Origin of the sequence: Xanthobacter sp. 126, assembly GCF_000526175.1 — a bacterium.
Taxonomy (GTDB): domain Bacteria; phylum Pseudomonadota; class Alphaproteobacteria; order Rhizobiales; family Xanthobacteraceae; genus Xanthobacter; species Xanthobacter aminoxidans.
The window spans coordinates 1,689,057-1,706,371 of the sequence record NZ_JAFO01000001.1 but is presented as its reverse complement, the minus strand read 5'-3'; the positions used below and the strand labels follow the sequence as shown (position 1 = coordinate 1,706,371).

Annotated in this window: 15 protein-coding genes; 7 read left to right on the top strand and 8 right to left on the bottom strand. The window is 67.7% G+C overall.

Going from position 1 to position 17,315, the window contains the following annotated elements; translation table 11 throughout:
• Positions 1 to 19 precede the first annotated feature (19 nt).
• Together hpaH and hpaI are read left to right on the top strand one after the other, a co-directional pair.
• On the top strand, positions 20 to 802 hold the full coding sequence (gene hpaH, locus XAN126_RS0108130) for a 2-oxo-hept-4-ene-1,7-dioate hydratase (protein ID WP_024278096.1): 783 nt from the start codon (positions 20 to 22) through the stop codon (positions 800 to 802).
• A gap of 22 nt (positions 803 to 824) precedes the next feature.
• Positions 825 to 1,586 (top strand): 4-hydroxy-2-oxoheptanedioate aldolase, encoded by a 762-nt coding sequence (gene hpaI / locus XAN126_RS0108125; protein ID WP_024278095.1) that lies wholly within the window; start codon positions 825 to 827, stop codon positions 1,584 to 1,586.
• A 117-nt stretch (positions 1,587 to 1,703) separates the two neighbouring features.
• On the opposite strand, the gene XAN126_RS0108120 is transcribed toward hpaI, so the two are convergent.
• The 6 genes from XAN126_RS0108120 to XAN126_RS0108095 form a co-directional block, all read right to left on the bottom strand.
• A complete protein-coding gene (locus XAN126_RS0108120; RefSeq protein ID WP_024278094.1) occupies positions 1,704 to 3,110 on the bottom strand; it encodes an amidase family protein in 1,407 nt (468 codons plus the stop codon).
• Between the two features lie 126 nt (positions 3,111 to 3,236).
• Positions 3,237 to 3,932 (bottom strand): cyclase family protein, encoded by a 696-nt coding sequence (locus tag XAN126_RS0108115; RefSeq protein WP_024278093.1) that lies wholly within the window; start codon positions 3,930 to 3,932, stop codon positions 3,237 to 3,239.
• Positions 3,933 to 3,973: 41 nt separating this feature from the next.
• Positions 3,974 to 4,732 carry an ABC transporter ATP-binding protein gene (locus XAN126_RS0108110; protein WP_024278092.1) on the bottom strand — a complete coding sequence of 253 codons (759 nt, stop codon included), beginning with the start codon at positions 4,730 to 4,732 and terminating at the stop codon, positions 3,974 to 3,976.
• Positions 4,729 to 6,537: a branched-chain amino acid ABC transporter ATP-binding protein/permease gene (locus XAN126_RS0108105; protein ID WP_024278091.1), complete on the bottom strand. Its 1,809-nt coding sequence runs from the start codon at positions 6,535 to 6,537 to the stop codon at positions 4,729 to 4,731. The genes XAN126_RS0108110 and XAN126_RS0108105 overlap by 4 nt, the downstream gene beginning before the upstream one ends.
• Entirely contained in the window at positions 6,534 to 7,409 is an 876-nt protein-coding gene (locus XAN126_RS0108100) for a branched-chain amino acid ABC transporter permease (RefSeq protein ID WP_024278090.1), read from the bottom strand. The genes XAN126_RS0108105 and XAN126_RS0108100 overlap by 4 nt, the downstream gene beginning before the upstream one ends.
• 113 nt (positions 7,410 to 7,522) lie before the next feature.
• Complete coding sequence (locus tag XAN126_RS0108095) at positions 7,523 to 8,722, bottom strand: ABC transporter substrate-binding protein (protein WP_024278089.1); 1,200 nt, start codon at positions 8,720 to 8,722, stop codon at positions 7,523 to 7,525.
• Between the two features lie 297 nt (positions 8,723 to 9,019).
• Between XAN126_RS0108095 and XAN126_RS0108090 the strand changes: the two genes are divergently transcribed.
• Positions 9,020 to 9,967: a LysR family transcriptional regulator gene (locus XAN126_RS0108090; protein WP_024278088.1), complete on the top strand. Its 948-nt coding sequence runs from the start codon at positions 9,020 to 9,022 to the stop codon at positions 9,965 to 9,967.
• A 40-nt stretch (positions 9,968 to 10,007) separates the two neighbouring features.
• On the top strand, positions 10,008 to 11,249 hold the full coding sequence (locus XAN126_RS0108085) for an amidohydrolase family protein (RefSeq protein ID WP_024278087.1): 1,242 nt from the start codon (positions 10,008 to 10,010) through the stop codon (positions 11,247 to 11,249).
• 85 nt (positions 11,250 to 11,334) lie between these two features.
• On the opposite strand, the gene XAN126_RS26970 is transcribed toward XAN126_RS0108085, so the two are convergent.
• Together XAN126_RS26970 and XAN126_RS0108075 are read right to left on the bottom strand one after the other, a co-directional pair.
• Entirely contained in the window at positions 11,335 to 12,129 is a 795-nt protein-coding gene (locus XAN126_RS26970) for a carbon monoxide dehydrogenase subunit G (RefSeq protein ID WP_024278086.1), read from the bottom strand.
• 101 nt (positions 12,130 to 12,230) lie between these two features.
• Positions 12,231 to 13,361 (bottom strand): zinc-dependent alcohol dehydrogenase family protein, encoded by a 1,131-nt coding sequence (locus XAN126_RS0108075; protein WP_024278085.1) that lies wholly within the window; start codon positions 13,359 to 13,361, stop codon positions 12,231 to 12,233.
• 128 nt (positions 13,362 to 13,489) lie between these two features.
• On the opposite strand from XAN126_RS0108075, the gene XAN126_RS0108070 reads away from it, so the two are divergent.
• Genes XAN126_RS0108070 through XAN126_RS0108060 form a run of 3 tightly spaced genes read left to right on the top strand, consistent with a single transcriptional unit; the run spans position 13,490 to position 17,237 of the window.
• The gene (locus XAN126_RS0108070; protein WP_024278084.1) at positions 13,490 to 14,374 is read left to right on the top strand and encodes an FAD binding domain-containing protein; all 885 of its coding nucleotides are present in this window, start codon (positions 13,490 to 13,492) and stop codon (positions 14,372 to 14,374) included.
• Positions 14,374 to 14,856, top strand: coding sequence for a (2Fe-2S)-binding protein (locus tag XAN126_RS0108065; RefSeq protein ID WP_024278083.1), 483 nt, complete (start codon positions 14,374 to 14,376; stop codon positions 14,854 to 14,856). Before XAN126_RS0108070 ends, XAN126_RS0108065 begins: the two co-directional genes overlap by 1 nt.
• Positions 14,853 to 17,237 (top strand): xanthine dehydrogenase family protein molybdopterin-binding subunit, encoded by a 2,385-nt coding sequence (locus XAN126_RS0108060; protein WP_024278082.1) that lies wholly within the window; start codon positions 14,853 to 14,855, stop codon positions 17,235 to 17,237. Before XAN126_RS0108065 ends, XAN126_RS0108060 begins: the two co-directional genes overlap by 4 nt.
• Positions 17,238 to 17,315: the final 78 nt, after the last annotated feature.

The following is a 17,315-nucleotide window of genomic DNA, read 5'->3' as shown; positions in this document are numbered from 1 at the left end:
CGCGCCGGAACACGCACCCATGATGACCGAAGAGGAGCGCCGCCTCGGCGCCGAATCCATTCTCAAGGCCGAGCGCGAGGGCAAGCCCGTCGTCCAGCTGAGCCGCACCTTCCCGCACATGGAGATCGAGGACGCCTACCGCGTGCAGGATCTGTGGGCGCAGGCGCGCATCGCCAACGGCGCCCGCGTGGCCGGCCACAAGATCGGCCTCACCTCCCGCGCCATGCAGATGGCCTCGAAGATGACCGAGCCGGACTATGGCCGCATCCTTGACGACGCGCTGTTCAACGACGGCGCCCAGATCCCCGCCGCGCGCTTCATCAAGCCGCGTCTGGAGGTGGAGCTGGCCTTCGTGATGGGCGAGGACCTCGAAGGCCCGGGCGTGCGCATCTATGACGTGATGCGCGCCACCGAGTTCGTCGTGCCGGCGCTGGAGATCATCGACTATCGCACCGAGGTGCCCCGTGCCATCGTGGACACCATCGCCGACAACGCCGCCTTCGCCGCCATCGTGGTGGGCGGCCGCGTCATCCGCCCCATGGACATCGACATCCGCTGGGTGGGCGCGACGCTGAGCAAGAACGGCATCATCGAGGAAAGCGGAGTCTCGGCCGCCATCATGGGCCATCCGGCGGCCGGCATCGCCTGGCTGGTGAACAAGCTGTCCGCCGTGGGCGCGAAGCTCCAGAAGGGGCAGATCGTGCTGGCGGGGTCCTTCACCCGGCCCGTGGACATCGCCGCCGGCGACGTGATAACGGCCGATTATGGACCGGTGGGCGCCATCAGCGTCTCCTTCACCTGAGGCTTTCACCTGAGGCTTTCCCATGGACCTGCCCCGCAACGCCTTCAAGGCGGCCCTCATCGAGGGCCGCCAGCAGCTCGGCCTCTGGTGCACCCTCTCCAGCGCCTATGCCACCGAGGTGGTGGCCGGCGCCGGTTACGACTGGCTGCTCCTCGACACGGAACATTCCCCGGCCGAGCTGACGACGGTCCTCGCCCAGTTGCAGGCGGTCTCGGCCTATCCGGTATCCCCGGTGGTGCGGCCGGCGGCCAATGACACGGTGCTCATCAAGCGCCTGCTCGACATCGGCGCGCAGAGCCTGCTGATCCCCTACGTGCAGAATGCCGAGGAGGCCCGCGCCGCGGTGGCCGCCACGCGCTATCCGCCCGATGGCATAAGGGGTGTGTCCGCGCTGACCCGCGCCACCCGCTTCGGCCGGGTGAAGAACTATGCCCACACCGCCGCGCAGGAATTGTGCCTGCTGGTGCAGGTGGAAACGCAGGAGGCGCTGGACCAGATCGACGCCATCGCCGCTGTCGAGGGGGTCGATGGCATCTTCATCGGCCCCGGCGACCTTGCCGCGAGCCTCGGCCATGTGGGCGACCTGAAGCATGCCCGCGTGGTGGATGCCGTGGAAAATGCCATCGTCCGCATCCGCGCCGCCGGCAAGCCGGCGGGCATCCTCACGGGCGACCCCGCCTTCGCCAAGCGCTGCATCGATCTCGGCACCACCTTCACGGCCATCGGCGTCGATGCGGGCATCCTCGCGCGCCAGTCGGAGCAGGCGCTCGCGGCCTTCCGCTAGACCGGCGCTGGATTTAGACCGGGGAGCCAATCGCGTCAGGCGCACCGGAAACTGCTCCCGCAAATCAGCCTTGGGTACGGGCGGTTTCGTGACCGGGCACCTCGGGACCAGGCCGTCTCAGTCCTCTGCCGGCGGGCGGTTGTAGCCGGGCGGCTGGGCGCGCTCGAACGCCGCCGCCGCGCGCACCACATCGTCCTCGCAATAGGAGCGGCCGACGATCTGAAGGCCAATGGGCATGCCCTGCGGCGAGAGGCCGGCGCAAACTGCCCCGGCGGGCTGGCCGGTGAGGTTGAAGGGGTAGGTGTAGAACACCCAGGACACGAGATTGCGGTCCTCCAACCCCTCCGGCAGGTTCCGCCCCGCCTCCAGCGCGCTCACCGGGAGCACCGGGGAGATCAGCAGGTCGTAGCGCTCGAAGAACAGGCGCATCTTCTCGCGCAAGGCGTAGCGGGCAAAGACGCTGGCGTAGTAGCTCTTCATCTCCTGGCCGAGGGCCGGCATCAGGATGTCCGCCACCGCCGGGTCCAGAAGCTCGCGCCGGTTTTCCAGCACATCGCGCAGGCGGGTGCCGACGCCGGCATAGAATTCCGCCGTCCACAGGTCGCCGGGGTCGGTATCGAACACCGCGTCCACCTGCTCCACATGGCAGCCCAGCGCCTCGAAGGTGCGGGCGGCACGGTCGGTCGCGGCAATCACTTCGGGCGCGGGGCGGGCGTAGCCGAAGGTGGGGCTGTAGGCGACGCGCATCCCGGCCACCGAGGCCCGCGCTGCGCCCATCACGTCCGGCACCGGGCCGGCGACGGCGAAGGGGTCGCGCCGGTCATGCCCGGCCACGGCGGAAAACAGCAGCGCCGCATCGCTCATGGAGCGGGCGATGGGGCCCACATGGGCCAGCGTCGGCGTTGCCGAGGTGGGCCATACCGGCACCCGGCCGAACTGGCCCTTCAGGCCCGAAAGCCCGCTGAAGGCACAGGGAATGCGGATGGAGCCGCCGCCGTCGGTGCCCAGCGCGAACGGGGTGATGCCCGCCGCCACCGAGGCCGCCGCCCCCGCGCTCGACCCGCCCGGCGTCATAGCGAGATTCCACGGATTGCGGGTGATGCCGGTGAGCGGGCTGTCGCCGATGGGCTTGCAGCCGAACTCGCTGGTGGTCGTCTTGCCGATGAGGATGCCGCCCTGCGCCTTCGCCCGCTCCACGGCGGGGGCGTCCACCTCGGCGATATTGTCGGCCATGGCGCGGGAGCCGGAGGCATAGCGCACCCCCTTCACCGCCATCAGGTCCTTGGCGGAAAACGGCAGGCCATGGATGAGGCCGAGCGGCGCGCCCTTCATCACCGCGTCCTCGGCGACGCGGGCGGCGGCCATGGCCTCCTCCTCCAGGATGACGAAGAAGGCGTTGAGGGTCGGCTGGGTGGCGATGGCGCGATCGAGGGCGCGGCGTGTCAGTTCCGCCGGGGAGACGTCGCGCCGGGCCACCAGGGTGCGCAGGGCCGTCGCGCTCAGGGTGTCGAACTCGGCGGACATGGGGCTGCTCCGGCGCGGGATTGATCTTGGAGTTGGACCGCAAGGGGAGTGCTGCTGGATGGTCGGCAGTGACCATCCAGCAGACCCATACGTCTAGTCAGGGCAGAAGAGACGTATCCGCAATGATCAGTTGAGGATGGCGAAGGCGCGCACCGGCGATCCGGAGCCGCCCTTGAACTTCAGTGGCACGCCGAAGAACTGGAATTCGCCCTTGCCCACCAGTTCCTCCAGATTCACCAGCCATTCCCAGTGGCTCATGCCGAGGTCGCGGCACAGGCGGTGCTGGGCGAAGATGTTGTCGGAGGGCTTGTCGGTGGAGGGGCCTTCCACACCCTGCATCTTCGAGCCGCGGTCATACAGCCACTTGGTAGCTTCCGCCGTGAGCAGCGGATTCTTCCACACGGAATCCAGGCTCGGATAGTTGCGGTTGTGGAAGCCCGTGCACAACAGCACGATGTGCCCATCCACCTTCACGCCGGCGGCCGCCTCGGCCTTCTCCATGTCCTCGACGGTGATCTCGCCGAGGTCCGGGATGTGGCGCAGGTCGAAGCACACCGCCTTGCCCATGAACATCTCCAGCGGCATCTCGTCGACGGGCGCGCCGTCTGGCTTCACATGGCGGAAGGCATCCACATGGGTGCCCACATGATCGAGCATGGCGATGAAATTCGTCTGGAAGGTCATGGCGTCGCCGGGCACGCCGAGGCCCAGCGCCTTCGAGCTTTCGTGGCTCATGTGGGTGGTGATGACCGGCCGCTGAAACAGCTTGTGGGCCGGCATGTTGTCTTCGATGAGCAGGCTGAGATCGACGATTCTGGACATGGGGGCTCCTTGGACTGGACGGACTTGCAAAATGATGAGGCTCAGGCCGCCGGTTTCTTGCGGCCGAGAAAGGCTTCCATCACCTCGGGATCGCGGGCGAGCACCTGGCTCGGCCCCTCCCGCGCGACGCGGCCGTTGGCGATGACATAGGCATGGTCGGCGATGGCCAGCGCATAGGAGGCGAGCTGTTCCACCAGAAGGATGGTGAGGCCGGCCCTGTTGAGGGTGGAGAGCACGCCCATGAGCTGGTCGACGATCTTGGGCGCGAGGCCGAGCGACAGCTCGTCGATGATGAGCAGCTCCGGCTCGGCCATCAGCCCGCGGGCGATGGCCAGCATCTGCTGCTCGCCGCCGGACATGGAGCCGGCCTGCTGGGTAAGGCGCTCCTTGAGGCGCGGGAACAGCTCCAGCACCTTGTCGCGGGTCTGTTTCGCCCGTGCGCCCTTCAGCCCGCCATGGACGTAGGCGCCGAGGATGAGATTGTCCTCCACGCTCTGGTCGGGGAAGATCAGCCGGCCCTCCGGCACCATGACGAGGCCTTGGCTCACCTTGGCATTCGCGCTCATGCGGGTGGTGTCGGCGCCGCGAAACAGCACCTTGCCGCCGGAGGGGGCGACGAGGCCGGTCGCGCCCTTCACCATGGACGACTTTCCAGCACCATTGTTGCCGATGACCGCCACGAGCTGGCCGCGCTTCACCTGAAGGGATATGTCGCGCACCGCCACCGCCGCGCCGTAGCGCAATTCCATGGACTGGATGTCGAGCAGCACGTCCGCCGTGTGGGTATCGGGAGGGGTCATGCCGTCACCTCGGCCGGGTTCGCGTGATCGAGGGAGGTGCCGAAATAGGCCTCGATGACACGCGGGTTCTCCTGCACCACGGCGGGCGTGTCGCTGGCGATCACCTGGCCGTAGTCCAGCACAGTCACCGTGTCGGCCACCGCCATGATGAGTTCGACGTGGTGCTCGATGAGCAGCACCGAGACCCCGAGCGCCGCGATGCGCCGGATCATGGCTTCCAGCTCGTCGATTTCCTGGGTGGTGAGGCCGGCGGCGGGCTCGTCGAGCAGCAGCAGGCGGGGCCGGGGGGCCAGCGCCCGGGCGATCTCCAGGCGGCGCTGGAGGCCGAAGGGCAGGAAGCGCGCCTCCTCGTTGGCATAGTCCTCAAGCCCCACGAACACGAGCAGTCCGATGGCGGCGCGCCGGCATTCCTCGTCCTGCCGACGCATGGCCCCAGTGCGGAGCACCGCGGCGAGGAGCCCGTAGCCGAGGCGCTGCTGGTAGCCCACCATCACGTTCTCCAGCACGGTCATCTCGCCGAACAGTTCGGTGTTCTGGAACGTGCGCGAGAGGCCGGCGCGGGCGATCTCGTGGGAAGGCTTGCCGGCGAGCTGGATGCCGTCCAGCTCGAATGCGCCCTCGCTCGGCTGGTAGAAGCCGGAGATGGTGTTGACGAAGGTGGACTTGCCGGCGCCGTTCGGCCCAATGAGGGCATGCACCTCGCCCGGCTTCACCCGCAGCGAGGCTTTCGCCAGCGCCGTGAGCCCGCCGAACCGCACGGTGAGGTCGCGCGCCACCAGCTCGGATTTCTGCGCGCGGGGATCGAGCCGCAGCGTGTCCTCGGCGGGCAGGCCTTCGGACGCGGCGACCGCGCGAGGCACAGGCACGAGCCGTTTCAGGCCGGCGGCGAGCGAGCCCATGATGCCGCGCGGCATCACGAACATGACGACCAGCAGCAGCGCGCCATAGGCGAACTTCTGCCACACCGCGAATTCCTGCAGGTATTCCGGCAGATAGGTGAGGATATAGGCGCCGAGCACCGGCCCGAAGGTGGAGGCGGCGCCGCCCAGGATCACCATGAGCAGGAAGCGCACGCTGTCCGAGAAGGTGAAGATGTCGGGCGAGATATAGGAATTGAGGAAGGCGTAGAAGGTGCCGGCCAAGCCCGCCGTCACCGCCGCCGCCACGAAGGCCAGCGTGCGCATGGCGGTGGCGTCCACGCCCAGCGCCCGTGCCGCGATCTCACTCTGGGACACCGCCAGCATGGCGCGGCCGTAGCGCGAGACCTTCAGATTGTGCGCGGCCGCGGTGGCGAGGAAGAGAACCACCGCCAGCACGGCGTAGAAGGCATAGCCGGACAACCGTACCCCGAACGCATTGGGCGCGGGAATGGAGGTGATGCCGGTGGTGCCGCCCGTGAGCGACTGCCACTCGATGGCGACATTCTCCACGATGAGACCGAAGGCGATGGTGACCACCGCGAGATAGACCCCGCGCACCCGCACCGTGGGATAGGCGAGGAGCACGCCGAACCCGGCCGCCACGATCGCGGCGATGAGGCTCGACGAGATCATGTCGAAGCCAAGCCGCGTCGCCACGAGGGCGCCGGTGTAGGAGCCGAGCGCGAACAGGCCCGCCTGTCCAAGGGAGACGAGGCCGGTCAGCCCCACCAGCACGTTCAGGCCCACGGCGATGATGCCGTAGATCAGGAACAGCATGAACAGGCGAAGCTCGTACTCGTTCCCGGAGGTGAGGGGCACGATCACCAGGATGGCGGCGAGGGCCGCGAAACCCAGCATGGTGAGATGGCGGGTGAGGTGTCTCATACTTTCATCACCTCCCGCTTGCCGAACAGGCCCTGGGGGAACACCAGCAACGTGAGGATCATGAGGGAGAAGCCGATGATCTCGCGCGCGGCGGTGGAGATGTAGCCCTCGACGAACTTCTCCATCACCCCGTAGACGAGGCCGGTGATGACCACCCCGGGCGCCGAGGTGATGCCGCCGATGATGGCCACGGCGAAGCCCTTCAGTCCCGGCAGAACGCCCATGGCGGCGGAGGCCTGCACCACCGGCGCCACCAGCACGCCCGCCGCCGCGCCCAGAAGCCCGGCGAGGGCGAAGGAGAAGGCGACCACGGCGTTCACGTTGATGCCCATGAGGGCGGCGGCATTCTTGTTGTGCGCCACCGCCCGCATGGCACGGCCCACCAGGGTGTGGCGCTGGAGGGCCCGCAGGCCCAGCATGGCCACCACCGCCACCAGCGGGATCACCAGTTCCTGCGGATAGATGCCGGCGCCGAGGATATGCACCGAGGAGGCCACCCCCGGCGAGGGCAGCGGCCGGGCGTAGCCTTGGGTCTGGATGGTGGCGAAGCTCTCCACCATGATGCCCACGGCGATGGTGGTGAGCATCCAGCCCACTGAGCCTTGCTGGGACAGGAAGGGGCGCACCGCGATGCGTTCCAGCACCAGCCCGAACAGGCCGCCGGCCAGCACCGCCACGAGGCAGGCGAGGCCCAGCGGCAGGCCGGCAGCGAGCAGATAGACGGCCAGCAGGCCGCCGATCATCAGCGTGTCGCCATGGGCGAAGTTCACGGCCTTGGCGGACGACCACATGATGTGGAAGCCGAGGGCTACCAGGGCGTAGATGCCGCCGATGGCAAGGCCGGACAGGATGTATTGCACCACTGTGGTCATTGCGGGCGACCTGTCGATGGGAGGGGACCCGGCCGTGGCCGGTCGCGGCGGGGAATTGCGGCAAGGGGAGAAGGAAACGGGAGGCAGCGAGGGAAACCGCCTCCCGCGCGGGCTCACTTGTCGTAGGGCGAGCCCTTGAGGGGGATCAGCTTGCCGTCGTGCCAGACGGTCAGCAGGTAGTATTGCGGCAGGATGGCGTCCTGGCGCTCGGGATCGGCCTTGTCGAAGGCCGGCTTGTAGGGGGCGACGAGGCCGTCGCGGCTCACCTGGTAGAGGGCCTGCTGCACCTTCTTCCAGTCGAAGGAGCCGGCGATCTTGATGGCGTCGGCCAGCACGTAGACCGCGTCATAGGAATTCGCGATGCCGGAGGGCGCCTTGATGTCCTTGGGGTCCTTGATGCCGGTCTTGGCCTCGACGGCGGCAAGCAGCTTCTTGCCGGCCTCGCTCTGCGGGGTGAGGAAGGAGTAGGTCTGCATCACCCGCACGCCGTTGGCGAGAGGCCCGGCCAGCTCGCCGAGATTGCCGGAGATGCCCCAGGCGCCGATGATGGCCGGCTTCCAGCTCGCCTTGTCCATGGACCGCAGGATCTGGTTGGCCTCGCGGTCGAGGGACCACACGATGACCACGTCCGCCCCGGCGTCGCGGGCGCGGATGACCTGAGGCGACATATCCTGGTCGTTCCAGTTGAAGGTCTCGGCGACGACCAGCTCCTTGCCCTTGGCGGCAAGCGCGGCCTTCACGTCCGGCAAGGCGCCGTTGCCCCAGCCGGTGTTCTCGTAGAAGAACGCCACCTTGCCAGTCTTCGACGCCTTCAGCGCCTCGTCCACCAGGAAGCGGGCGACCCACTTGTCCTTGGCGGAGACGCGGAACATGAAGTTGGGATCGCGCCCGTTCTCGATGGCCTTGGTGTTGGCCGCCCACACGCCCATGTAGGGAATGCCGATCTCGTGGATCGGGTCCACCTGCGCCAGAGCGACGGTGGAATGGAAGCCACCGAGCACGGCGATGCACTTGTCCGCCAGCGCGATGCGACGGGTGTTGTCGACGCCGCGCGGCGGGGCGCCGGCATCGTCATACTGCACCAGCCGCAGCTTCTTGCCGAGCACGCCACCGGCCGCGTTGATCTCGTCGATGGCGATCTCGGCGCCCATCTTGATGGCGAGGCCCGAAAAGGCGGCCGGGCCGGTGACGGCGGCGGAATTGCCGATACAGGGTTCCTGATCGGCCAGCGCCGTGGCCGAGTGGCCGGTGCAAAGGCCGAGCGCCACCGTCGCAGCCAGGAGCTGGCCGCGCAAAATGCTCTGTGGAGGCATGTCTGTTTCTCCTGCCGTGTACAGGACGCGCCGGGCATGACCGCCCGAAAATCATCTGCGAGATGAGGCTGATATAGGCGCCGCCTCAGGACAAAGATTATTTTCCGATCGTATATATAGGAAGAGCCTATAGGATGTTTTAATAGGCTGCATCAAACCCAAAACGACAGCATCAAATCATTGATTATTATCGGTTTATTCCACTTTATCGCCAATAGTTTGTGCATATGGCTATATATCATGCAATTTGACAATCGCCTTTAGGCAATGCCATTTCAGATAATGCAAAGGTGAGCCATGGACCTTCGTCAGCTCAAATACTTCGTCCAGATTGCAGAGAGCGGGAACTTCTCGCGTGCGGCAGAGATTTTGCGCATTGCTCAGCCCTCGCTGAGCCAGCAGATGAAGAATCTGGAGGAAGAGCTGGGGGTCGAACTGCTCATGCGCCATGCGCGCGGTGTCACGCCCTCCGAGCTTGGACAGCAATTCTACGACCATGCCCGCCGCATCCTTGAGGAGGTGGACCGGGTGAAGGACCAGGTTCGCTCCACGTCGCTCAATCCATCGGGACGGGTGTCGGTGGGGCTGCCCACCTCTGCCTGCCGCGGCCTCGGACTGCCGCTGATCTCGGCGATGGCCGAACAGCAGCCCAAGATCGCCCTCCACGTGGTGGAGGCCATGACCGGCTATCTCGACGATCTCCTCCAGGCCGGCCGGCTGGACGTGGCCCTGCTGTACGACCACAAGGCGTTCGAGCATGTGGCATGGACCGAGATGATGGTCGAGGACCTCATGCTGTTCACAGCGCCCGATCACCCTCTGGCGGCCAAAGGCGCCATCGCGTTCCGCGACATGTTCGCGTGGCCCATCGTGCTGCCCGGCGCGCCCAACGTGATGCGCACGGTGATCGAGCAGTTCGCCGCCCGCAACGACGTGGAACCCATCGCCACGGCCTGCGACAGCCTGCCCACCATCGCCCGTCTGGTGCGCTCCGGCCGAGCGCTGGGGGTGATGCCGCATTTCGCCTTCATGGACGAGATGGCACGCGGCGAGATGGTCGCCGTCCCCATCCTCGATCCGACGCCGTCCTGGCGGCTGTCCGTCGTCGTCTCCCAGCGCAGCATGAACCCGCGCGGCTCCGAGGCGGTGGCCAAGGTGATGGCCAATGTCATCGCCGAAATGGTCGAAGCCGGAACCTGGCGCGCCAAGCTCAAGGGCGAGAAGGCCCGCGCCAGCGTGAAGTGAAATCGCGGAAATCAACCCCTGCCAGCCGTCGAGGCCCCCCATGGACCTGATCGTCAAGAACGCCCGCCTGCCGGACGCGCCGGACCATATCGTCGATATCGCCATCACCGCCGGCCGGATCGAAGCCATCGCGCCCGAGATCACGGCTGACGCCGAGGTGGTGGATGCCGGAGGATGCCTCGTCGCCCCCGGCTTCGTGGAAACCCACATCCACCTCGACAAGTCCTGCATCCTCGATCGCTGCTCTTCCCGGCGAGGCGATCTAGAGGAGGCCATCGCCGAGGTCGCCCGCGCCAAGAAGGACTTCACTCCGGAGGATGTGTACGCCCGAGGCCGGCGCACCATCGAGAAAGCCATATCCCAGGGCACCACCCACATGCGCACCCACCTGGAGGTGGACCCCGGCATCGGCCTGCGCGGCTTCGAGGGGGTGATGCAGCTGGTGGCGGATTATCGCTGGGCCATCGACATCGAGGTCTGCGTGTTCCCGCAGGAGGGCCTCACCAACAATCCGGGCACCGCAGAGCTGATGGTGGAGGCGCTGCAACGCGGGGCGAAGGCGGTGGGCGCGGCACCCTATACGGACACCGACCCGCATGGACAGATCGACCGGGTGTTCCAGATGGCCCGCGACTTCGACGTGGACATCGACATGCATCTGGATTTCGGCGCTGATCCCACGGCGCTCGATCTCGAATACGTCTGCACACTCACCGAACGCTTCGGCTGGGGCGGGCGGGTGGCCATCGGCCATGTCACCAAGCTCGCCTACGTGGAACCGGAGCGGCTGGTGGAGATCGCCACGCGCATGCGCGATGCCGGCGTCGCGCTCACGGTGCTGCCCTCCACCGATCTGTTCCTGATGGGCCGGGATCGCACCTTCGCCAAGACGCGCGGCGTCACCCCGGCGCACCTGCTGCTGCAGCAGGGGGTGAACTGCTCGCTCTCCACCAACAATGTGCTGAACCCCTTCACCCCGTTCGGCGACTGCTCGCAATTGCGGATGGCGAACCTCAACGCCAACATCTGCCACGTGGGCTCGGCCCACGACATGACCGAATGCTTCCACATGGTGACGAGCCGCTCCGCCCGCCTCATGAACCTTCCCGACTACGGGCTGGAGGTCGGCAAGGCGGCGGATTTCGTCATCATCGACAGCCCCTCCCCGCGCGATGCAGTAGCCGAGCTGTCGCCTGTTCTCGCGGCCTTCAAGGGCGGTCGGCGCACCCTGACGCGGGAGCGGGCGAAACTGCATTTTCCCGGCTGCGGCTGCGGACGATGAGCCGTGCCGATGCGTTCGGCGCCTTCATCCCCGGCCCCGCCTCACCCGGCCCAGCGCCGCATTCGGCCCCCGCGTCGGCCCTGGTCTAACTTGCCTCATGCCTGATCGTGACCACTGTCGTCACAACGCCTTGCAGGCGACCAAGAAGGTATCCCAAGCCTGCCGTCAGGATGAGGATCACCGCCGCCGAAAAATCGGGAGAGACTCCCGTTCGACCGCCGTGCTCCCCCGCCCCAGCCCCTGAAAGGAAATAGGCGGAAGCGACGAGCGCGGCCGCGAAGATACCGAGCCCGGCGAGGCGCATTCCGGCGGACATGGCATGGGGCCGAGGCGCCGCGGGTGAAGGTGCGCCAAGCGAATGCACGACAGGAGCGGCGGGGCTGAGTGGCGGCGGAGGCATGGCAGCCGATGCCGGCTCATCCCCTTGCCCGAGAGGCCGGCGCGCGATGATCTCCTGCGCGAAGCGCTTGAAGAAGGCGCCCGACATCTGCTTCGCGGTCGCGTCGATGAGGCGGGCGCCGAGCTGGGCCAGCTTTCCGCCCACCTGCGCATTGACCTCGTATCGCAGGATGGTGTCCGCCCCGGCCGCCTCAAGCGTGACCCTCGCCTCGCCCTTGGCGAAGCCGGCCATGCCGCCCTGCCCTTCGCCGCTGATGCGATAGCCGTTGGGCGGATCGAGGTCCGAGAGGGTCACGGCCCCCTCGAAACGGGCGCTGACCGGCCCCACCTTGAGCACCACCTTGGCGCTCATCTGCGTATCAGAGCTTTTCACCAGCTCCTGGCAGCCCGGAATGCAGAGCTTGAGGATTTCCGGATCGTTGAGCGCCTGCCAGACCACCTCGCGCAGGGCCGGGATCAACTGTTCGCCGCTCATGTCCATGTGCGTGTCTCCCTTCCCCTTCAGGCCGGGGCGTCGATGCCGCCGAGGCAGTCCGCGAGGCCGAGCAGGGTGGCGGAATGCTTGTCGGTCATTGCGTTCTCTCAGCCCTGGAAGTCCACAACGAGCCGCACGACGGAGCCGTCGTGCAGCCGGTCGAAGCCTTCGTTGATGTCCTCAAGCGGGATGCGCCCGCTCATCAGGCGGTCCACGGGCAGGCGGCCGGCCTTGTAGAGCTCGACGTAGCGCGGCACGTCGCGCACCGGCACACAGGTGCCGATATAGCTGCCCTTCACCGTGCGCTCTTCCGCGACGAGGCTGACGATGTTCACCGGCAGCACGGCATCGGGCGGTGGCAGGCCGGCGGTGACGGTGGTGCCGCCGCGCTTTGTCATCTTGTAGGCATTCTCAAGCGCCCGCGCGGAGCCGGCGAACTCGAACACGAAATCCGCGCCGCCGCCCGTGAGCGCCCGCACCTGCTCGATAGCATCGGGGGCACGTGCGTCCACGACGCCGGTGGCGCCAAGGTCTTTGGCGAGCTGCAGCTTTTCCGGCGACAGGTCCACCGCGACCACCCGCGCGGCGCCCGCCGCCAGAGCCCCGAGGACGGCAGCGAGACCCACGCCCCCAAGACCGACCACAGCCACAGTCTCGCCCGCCTGCACACGGGCCGTGTTCACCACGGCGCCGACCCCCGTCAGCACCGCGCAGCCGAACAGCGCCGCGACGTCGAGCGGGATATCCTTGTCTATTCGGACCAATGAGCGGCGCGACACGACCGCATGGTCGGCAAAGGCGGAGCATCCCAGATGATGATGGATGGTCTCCTCGCCCTCGTGTAGCCGGATCGCTCCGGTCAGCAGCTCTCCCTTGCCGTTGGCCACCGCGCCCGGCTCGCACAGGGCCGGGCGGCCCTGCGAGCAGGGCTGGCAATGGCCGCAGCTGGGCATGAACACCATGACCACGTGGTCGCCGGGCTTCAGGTCGTCCACCCCGTCGCCGGCTTCGATCACCACGCCAGCGGCCTCGTGGCCGATGGCCATCGGCATGGGCCGCGGCCGGCTGCCGTTGATGACGGAAAGATCCGAGTGGCACAGGCCCGCCGCCGCGATCTTCACCAGCACCTCGTCCCGGCCGGGTCGATCGAGTTCCACCTCCTCGATATGGAGCGGCTGGCTTTGCGCGTAGGGCATCGGCGCGCCCATGCTGCGCAGGACGGCGGCTTTGATCTTCATGGCGTGGCGCTCCCTTACGTCCTTCAATCGCGCATGCCGCCTCTGGCCCGGGCAGCTTGACACCGATTAACATAGTCTAATAATGCAAGTCACTAGGGAACGGAACCAGACATGCCGGAAATGCGCCGATGAAGCCCGCCCGGTTCGATTATGTTCGCGCCGAGAGCATCGCCCACGCGCTGGAGGCGCTTGCGGGCGCGGGCGGCGACGGGAAGGTGCTCGCCGGCGGGCAGAGCCTCATGCCCATGATGAATTTTCGCCTCGTGAAGCCGTCAGTCCTCGTGGACATCAACCGCATCCCCGGCCTGGACCGCATCACGCATGAGGCCGGCGTGTTGCGCCTCGGCGCGCTGGTGCGCCACCGCATGACGGCGGAGGACGGGCTGGTGGCGCGGCACATCCCGGTGCTCCACGCCGCCGTGAAGCATGTGGCGCACCTCACCGTCCGCAACCGCGGCACCTTCTGCGGCAGCGTGTGCCACTCGGACCCCGCTGCCGAGATGCCCATGATGACGCTGCTGCTCGACGGCACGGTCCATATCGCTTGCCCGCGCGGCGACCGGACCATGACGGCACGGGACTTTCTGGTCGGCTCCCTCTCCACCGCATTGGAGCCGGACGAGATGGTCGTGGCCGTCGATCTGGCCATTCCCGAGGACGGCACGGGCTGGGCATTCGAGGAGTTTTCGCGCCGCCACGGCGACTATGCGCTGGCAGCCGTCGCCGTGCTCATGGCGCGGGCGGATGGACGGATGCGGAACGTGCGCATCGCCATGATGGGCATCGCGGACACCGCCTTGCGGTTCGCAGACGTGGAAGCGGCTCTGGAGGGGCGCGAGGGCACCCCTGCGGCCTTCGATGAGGCCGCAGCGCTGCTCCAGGCGGCCATCCAGCCGAACTCCGATCTCAATGCCTCCGCCGACTATCGCCGCCACCTCGCGGGCGCCCTCGCACGGCGCGCGCTCGCCGACGCCTGGCAACGGGCGAGCGAAACCGCCGGCGGGGCGGCGTGATGCAGGACCAAGCCACCATCACGCTCACCATCAACGGGCTCACCTATACCCGCGCGGTGGACGCGCGGCTGTTGCTGAGCGATTTCCTGCGCCACGGGCTCGGCCTGACAGGCACGCACGTGGGCTGCGAACACGGCGTGTGCGGCGCCTGCACCATTCTTCTGGACGGGCGCAGCGCCCGCTCCTGCCTCACCCTCGCCATTCAGGCGGACGGCGCGACCATCGAGACGGTGGAAGGGCTCGGCCGGATGAGCGATCTCGGCCGCGTCCAGCAGGCCTTCCGCGAGCACCACGGCCTCCAGTGCGGCTTCTGCACGCCGGGCTTCCTGATGACCATCACCGACATGCTGCGCCACCACCCGCTGGAGACCGACGACGCGATCCGCGAGGCGCTCTCCGGCAACATCTGCCGCTGCACGGGCTATCAGCACATCGTGGATGCGGTGCGCGAGCTGGCGCGCGAACGGGGGCCGCTGACATGACCGCCTTCGACGCTTCCGTGGAGATGCGCCCCAGGCTGGTCGGCCAGCGCATCAAGCGCACCGAGGACCCGCGCCTGCTGACCGGCTCGGGTCGCTATGTGGACGACATGGCCCCGCAGGGCCTTCTGCATGTGGCGGTCCTGCGCAGCGACCAGCCCCATGCGCGCATCCGGTCCATCGATGTCGGGGAGGCCTTCGCGGTGCCGGGCGTGGTCGCGATCTTCGATGCCGGGGATATCGTCTCCGACTTCAAGCCGGCCATCCCCTCCTCCCGCATGAAGGGCTATTACGCGACGCCCTTCCGCCCCCTCGCCGAGAGCAAGGTGCGCTATGTGGGCGAGCCCGTGGTCGCGGTGGTCGCCGAAAGCCGCTACGCCGCCGAGGACGCGCTGGAGCTGATCTCCATCGACTACGAGCCGCTGCCCGTCGCCGTCTCAAAAGACGACGCAGCGATGGACGATGCCCCGCTTCTGCATGACGAGGCCGGCACCAACGTCATCATCTCCCGCACCTTCGCCCGCGGCGACGTGGATGCAGCCATCGCCGCGGCGGCAGTGGTGGTGAAGGGGCGCTTCCGCATGACGCGCAAGACGCCCATGCCCATGGAAACCCGCTCCTACCTCGCCGAGTGGGATCGGCGGCGGCAGGCGCTGACGCTGCATTCCTCTACCAACATCCCCGGCATCATCTGCGACGTGCTCGGCGCCTGCCTCGACCTTCCCGGCAACCGGGTGCGGGTGGTGGCGCCCGACGTGGGTGGCAGCTTCGGCGGCAAGGGCTCGCTGAACCACGAGGAGATGCTGGTCTGCGTGCTCGCGCGCAAGCTGGAGCGGCCGGTGAAGTTCGTCGCCGACCGCATGGAAGACCTCACCGCCATGAGCCAGGCCTTCGATGAAACCATCGAGGCGGAGCTGGCGGTGGATGCGGACGGGCGCCTGCTCGGCCTCCGGGCGGACGTGATCGGCGATATCGGTGCCTATTCCATCTACCCATGGACCGGCGCGCTGGAACCCGTGCAGGTGGTGAGCTTCCTGCCCGGCCCCTACCGCATGGAGCATTATCGCGGCCGGGTGCGCGGCGTGCTCACCCCCAAGCCACCCACCGGTCCCTATCGCGGCGTGGGCCGCCCCTCCTCCGCCTTCGCCATGGAACGGCTGATGGACATGGCGGCCCGCAAGCTCGGCATGGACCCCGCTGAAATCCGCCGTCGCAACCTGGTGACGGCCGAGGAGTTTCCCTACCGCACCGGCTCCGGCATCATCTGGGACCGCTCCGCCTTCCAGGAATGCCTTCAGGGCGTTTGCGAGCTGGTGGACTACCCTGCCCTCCTGCGCCAGCGCGACGCGGCCCGGGCCGAGGGGCGATGGGTGGGCATCGGGCTCGCGAGCTATGCCGAGCTGACGGGCATCGGCTCGCGCATCGCCGTCGCGCCGGGGATGCCCATCAACACCGGCACGGAGACCGCCTCCATCCGCATCGATGCCACCGGTGCCGTGACGGCCGCCTTCGGCATCTCCTCGCACGGCCAGGGGCTGGAAACGACGCTCGCCCAGGTGGTCGCCGACGAGCTTGGCTGCCGCATGGAGGACATCGAGATCCAGCACGGCGACAGCGCCCTCGTGCCCATGGGCACGGGCACCTATGCCAGCCGTTCGGCGGTGCTCGGCGGCGGCGCCGCCACCAAGACCGCGCGTGTGGTGAAGGCGAAGGTGCTGAAGGCCGCCGCCTTCCTCATGGACGTTCCGGTGGACGACCTTGAGGCCGGAGGCGGCGTCATCCGCGCCCGCTCCTCCAATGCGACAATGACGTTTCGAGAGGTTGCCCACGCGGTCTATGCGCAGATGGGCCGCATTCCCCACGCGCAGCGGGAGGATCTCGTCGCTTCCGAGACCTACGACCCCTATCTCGGCACGGCCTGCGCCTCCACCCATCTCGCCATGGTGGAGATTGATCCCGCGACCTTTGCGGTGACGGTGAAGCGCTTTGCGGTGGCGGAGGATTGCGGGCGCATCATCAATCCGCTCATCGTCGACGGGCAGGTGCACGGCGCCGTCGCTCAGGGCATCGGCGCCGCCCTGCTGGAGGAAGTGGTTCACGATGAGGGAGGCCAACTGCTGACCGCGAGCCTCGCCGACTATCTCGTGCCCATCGCCACCACCATGCCTGAGATCGAGATCCTCCATGTGGAGGCGGAGCTGCCGAACAACATCGGCGGGTTCCGTGGCATGGGAGAGGGCGGCACCATCGGCGCCCCGGCGGCCATCGCCAATGCGGTATCGGACGCGCTGGCGCCGCTCGGCATCGAGATCGACACGCTGCCAGTGACGCCAGATCGGCTCTTCCGGCTGGTGCAAGCCGCGCGTAGTTCGACATCCCGCTGACGCAGGCTCCGGCGACGATGGACAGAAACGGATCGGGCGCCGAATCCTGAGGATCCGGCGCCCATCTCTCCGCGGAAG

Bases quoted from the DNA above. Each gene is read 5' to 3' on its own strand.
- hpaH (WP_024278096.1), top strand. From the start codon at position 20: ATGATGACCGAAGAGGAGCGCCGCCTCGGCGCCGAATCCATTCTCAAG.
- hpaI (WP_024278095.1), top strand. From the start codon at position 825: ATGGACCTGCCCCGCAACGCCTTCAAGGCGGCCCTCATCGAGGGCCGC.
- XAN126_RS0108120 (WP_024278094.1), bottom strand. From the start codon at position 3,110: ATGTCCGCCGAGTTCGACACCCTGAGCGCGACGGCCCTGCGCACCCTG.
- XAN126_RS0108115 (WP_024278093.1), bottom strand. From the start codon at position 3,932: ATGTCCAGAATCGTCGATCTCAGCCTGCTCATCGAAGACAACATGCCG.
- XAN126_RS0108110 (WP_024278092.1), bottom strand. From the start codon at position 4,732: ATGACCCCTCCCGATACCCACACGGCGGACGTGCTGCTCGACATCCAG.
- XAN126_RS0108105 (WP_024278091.1), bottom strand. From the start codon at position 6,537: ATGAGACACCTCACCCGCCATCTCACCATGCTGGGTTTCGCGGCCCTC.
- XAN126_RS0108100 (WP_024278090.1), bottom strand. From the start codon at position 7,409: ATGACCACAGTGGTGCAATACATCCTGTCCGGCCTTGCCATCGGCGGC.
- XAN126_RS0108095 (WP_024278089.1), bottom strand. From the start codon at position 8,722: ATGCCTCCACAGAGCATTTTGCGCGGCCAGCTCCTGGCTGCGACGGTG.
- XAN126_RS0108090 (WP_024278088.1), top strand. From the start codon at position 9,020: ATGGACCTTCGTCAGCTCAAATACTTCGTCCAGATTGCAGAGAGCGGG.
- XAN126_RS0108085 (WP_024278087.1), top strand. From the start codon at position 10,008: ATGGACCTGATCGTCAAGAACGCCCGCCTGCCGGACGCGCCGGACCAT.
- XAN126_RS26970 (WP_024278086.1), bottom strand. From the start codon at position 12,129: ATGGACATGAGCGGCGAACAGTTGATCCCGGCCCTGCGCGAGGTGGTC.
- XAN126_RS0108075 (WP_024278085.1), bottom strand. From the start codon at position 13,361: ATGAAGATCAAAGCCGCCGTCCTGCGCAGCATGGGCGCGCCGATGCCC.
- XAN126_RS0108070 (WP_024278084.1), top strand. From the start codon at position 13,490: ATGAAGCCCGCCCGGTTCGATTATGTTCGCGCCGAGAGCATCGCCCAC.
- XAN126_RS0108065 (WP_024278083.1), top strand. From the start codon at position 14,374: ATGCAGGACCAAGCCACCATCACGCTCACCATCAACGGGCTCACCTAT.
- XAN126_RS0108060 (WP_024278082.1), top strand. From the start codon at position 14,853: ATGACCGCCTTCGACGCTTCCGTGGAGATGCGCCCCAGGCTGGTCGGC.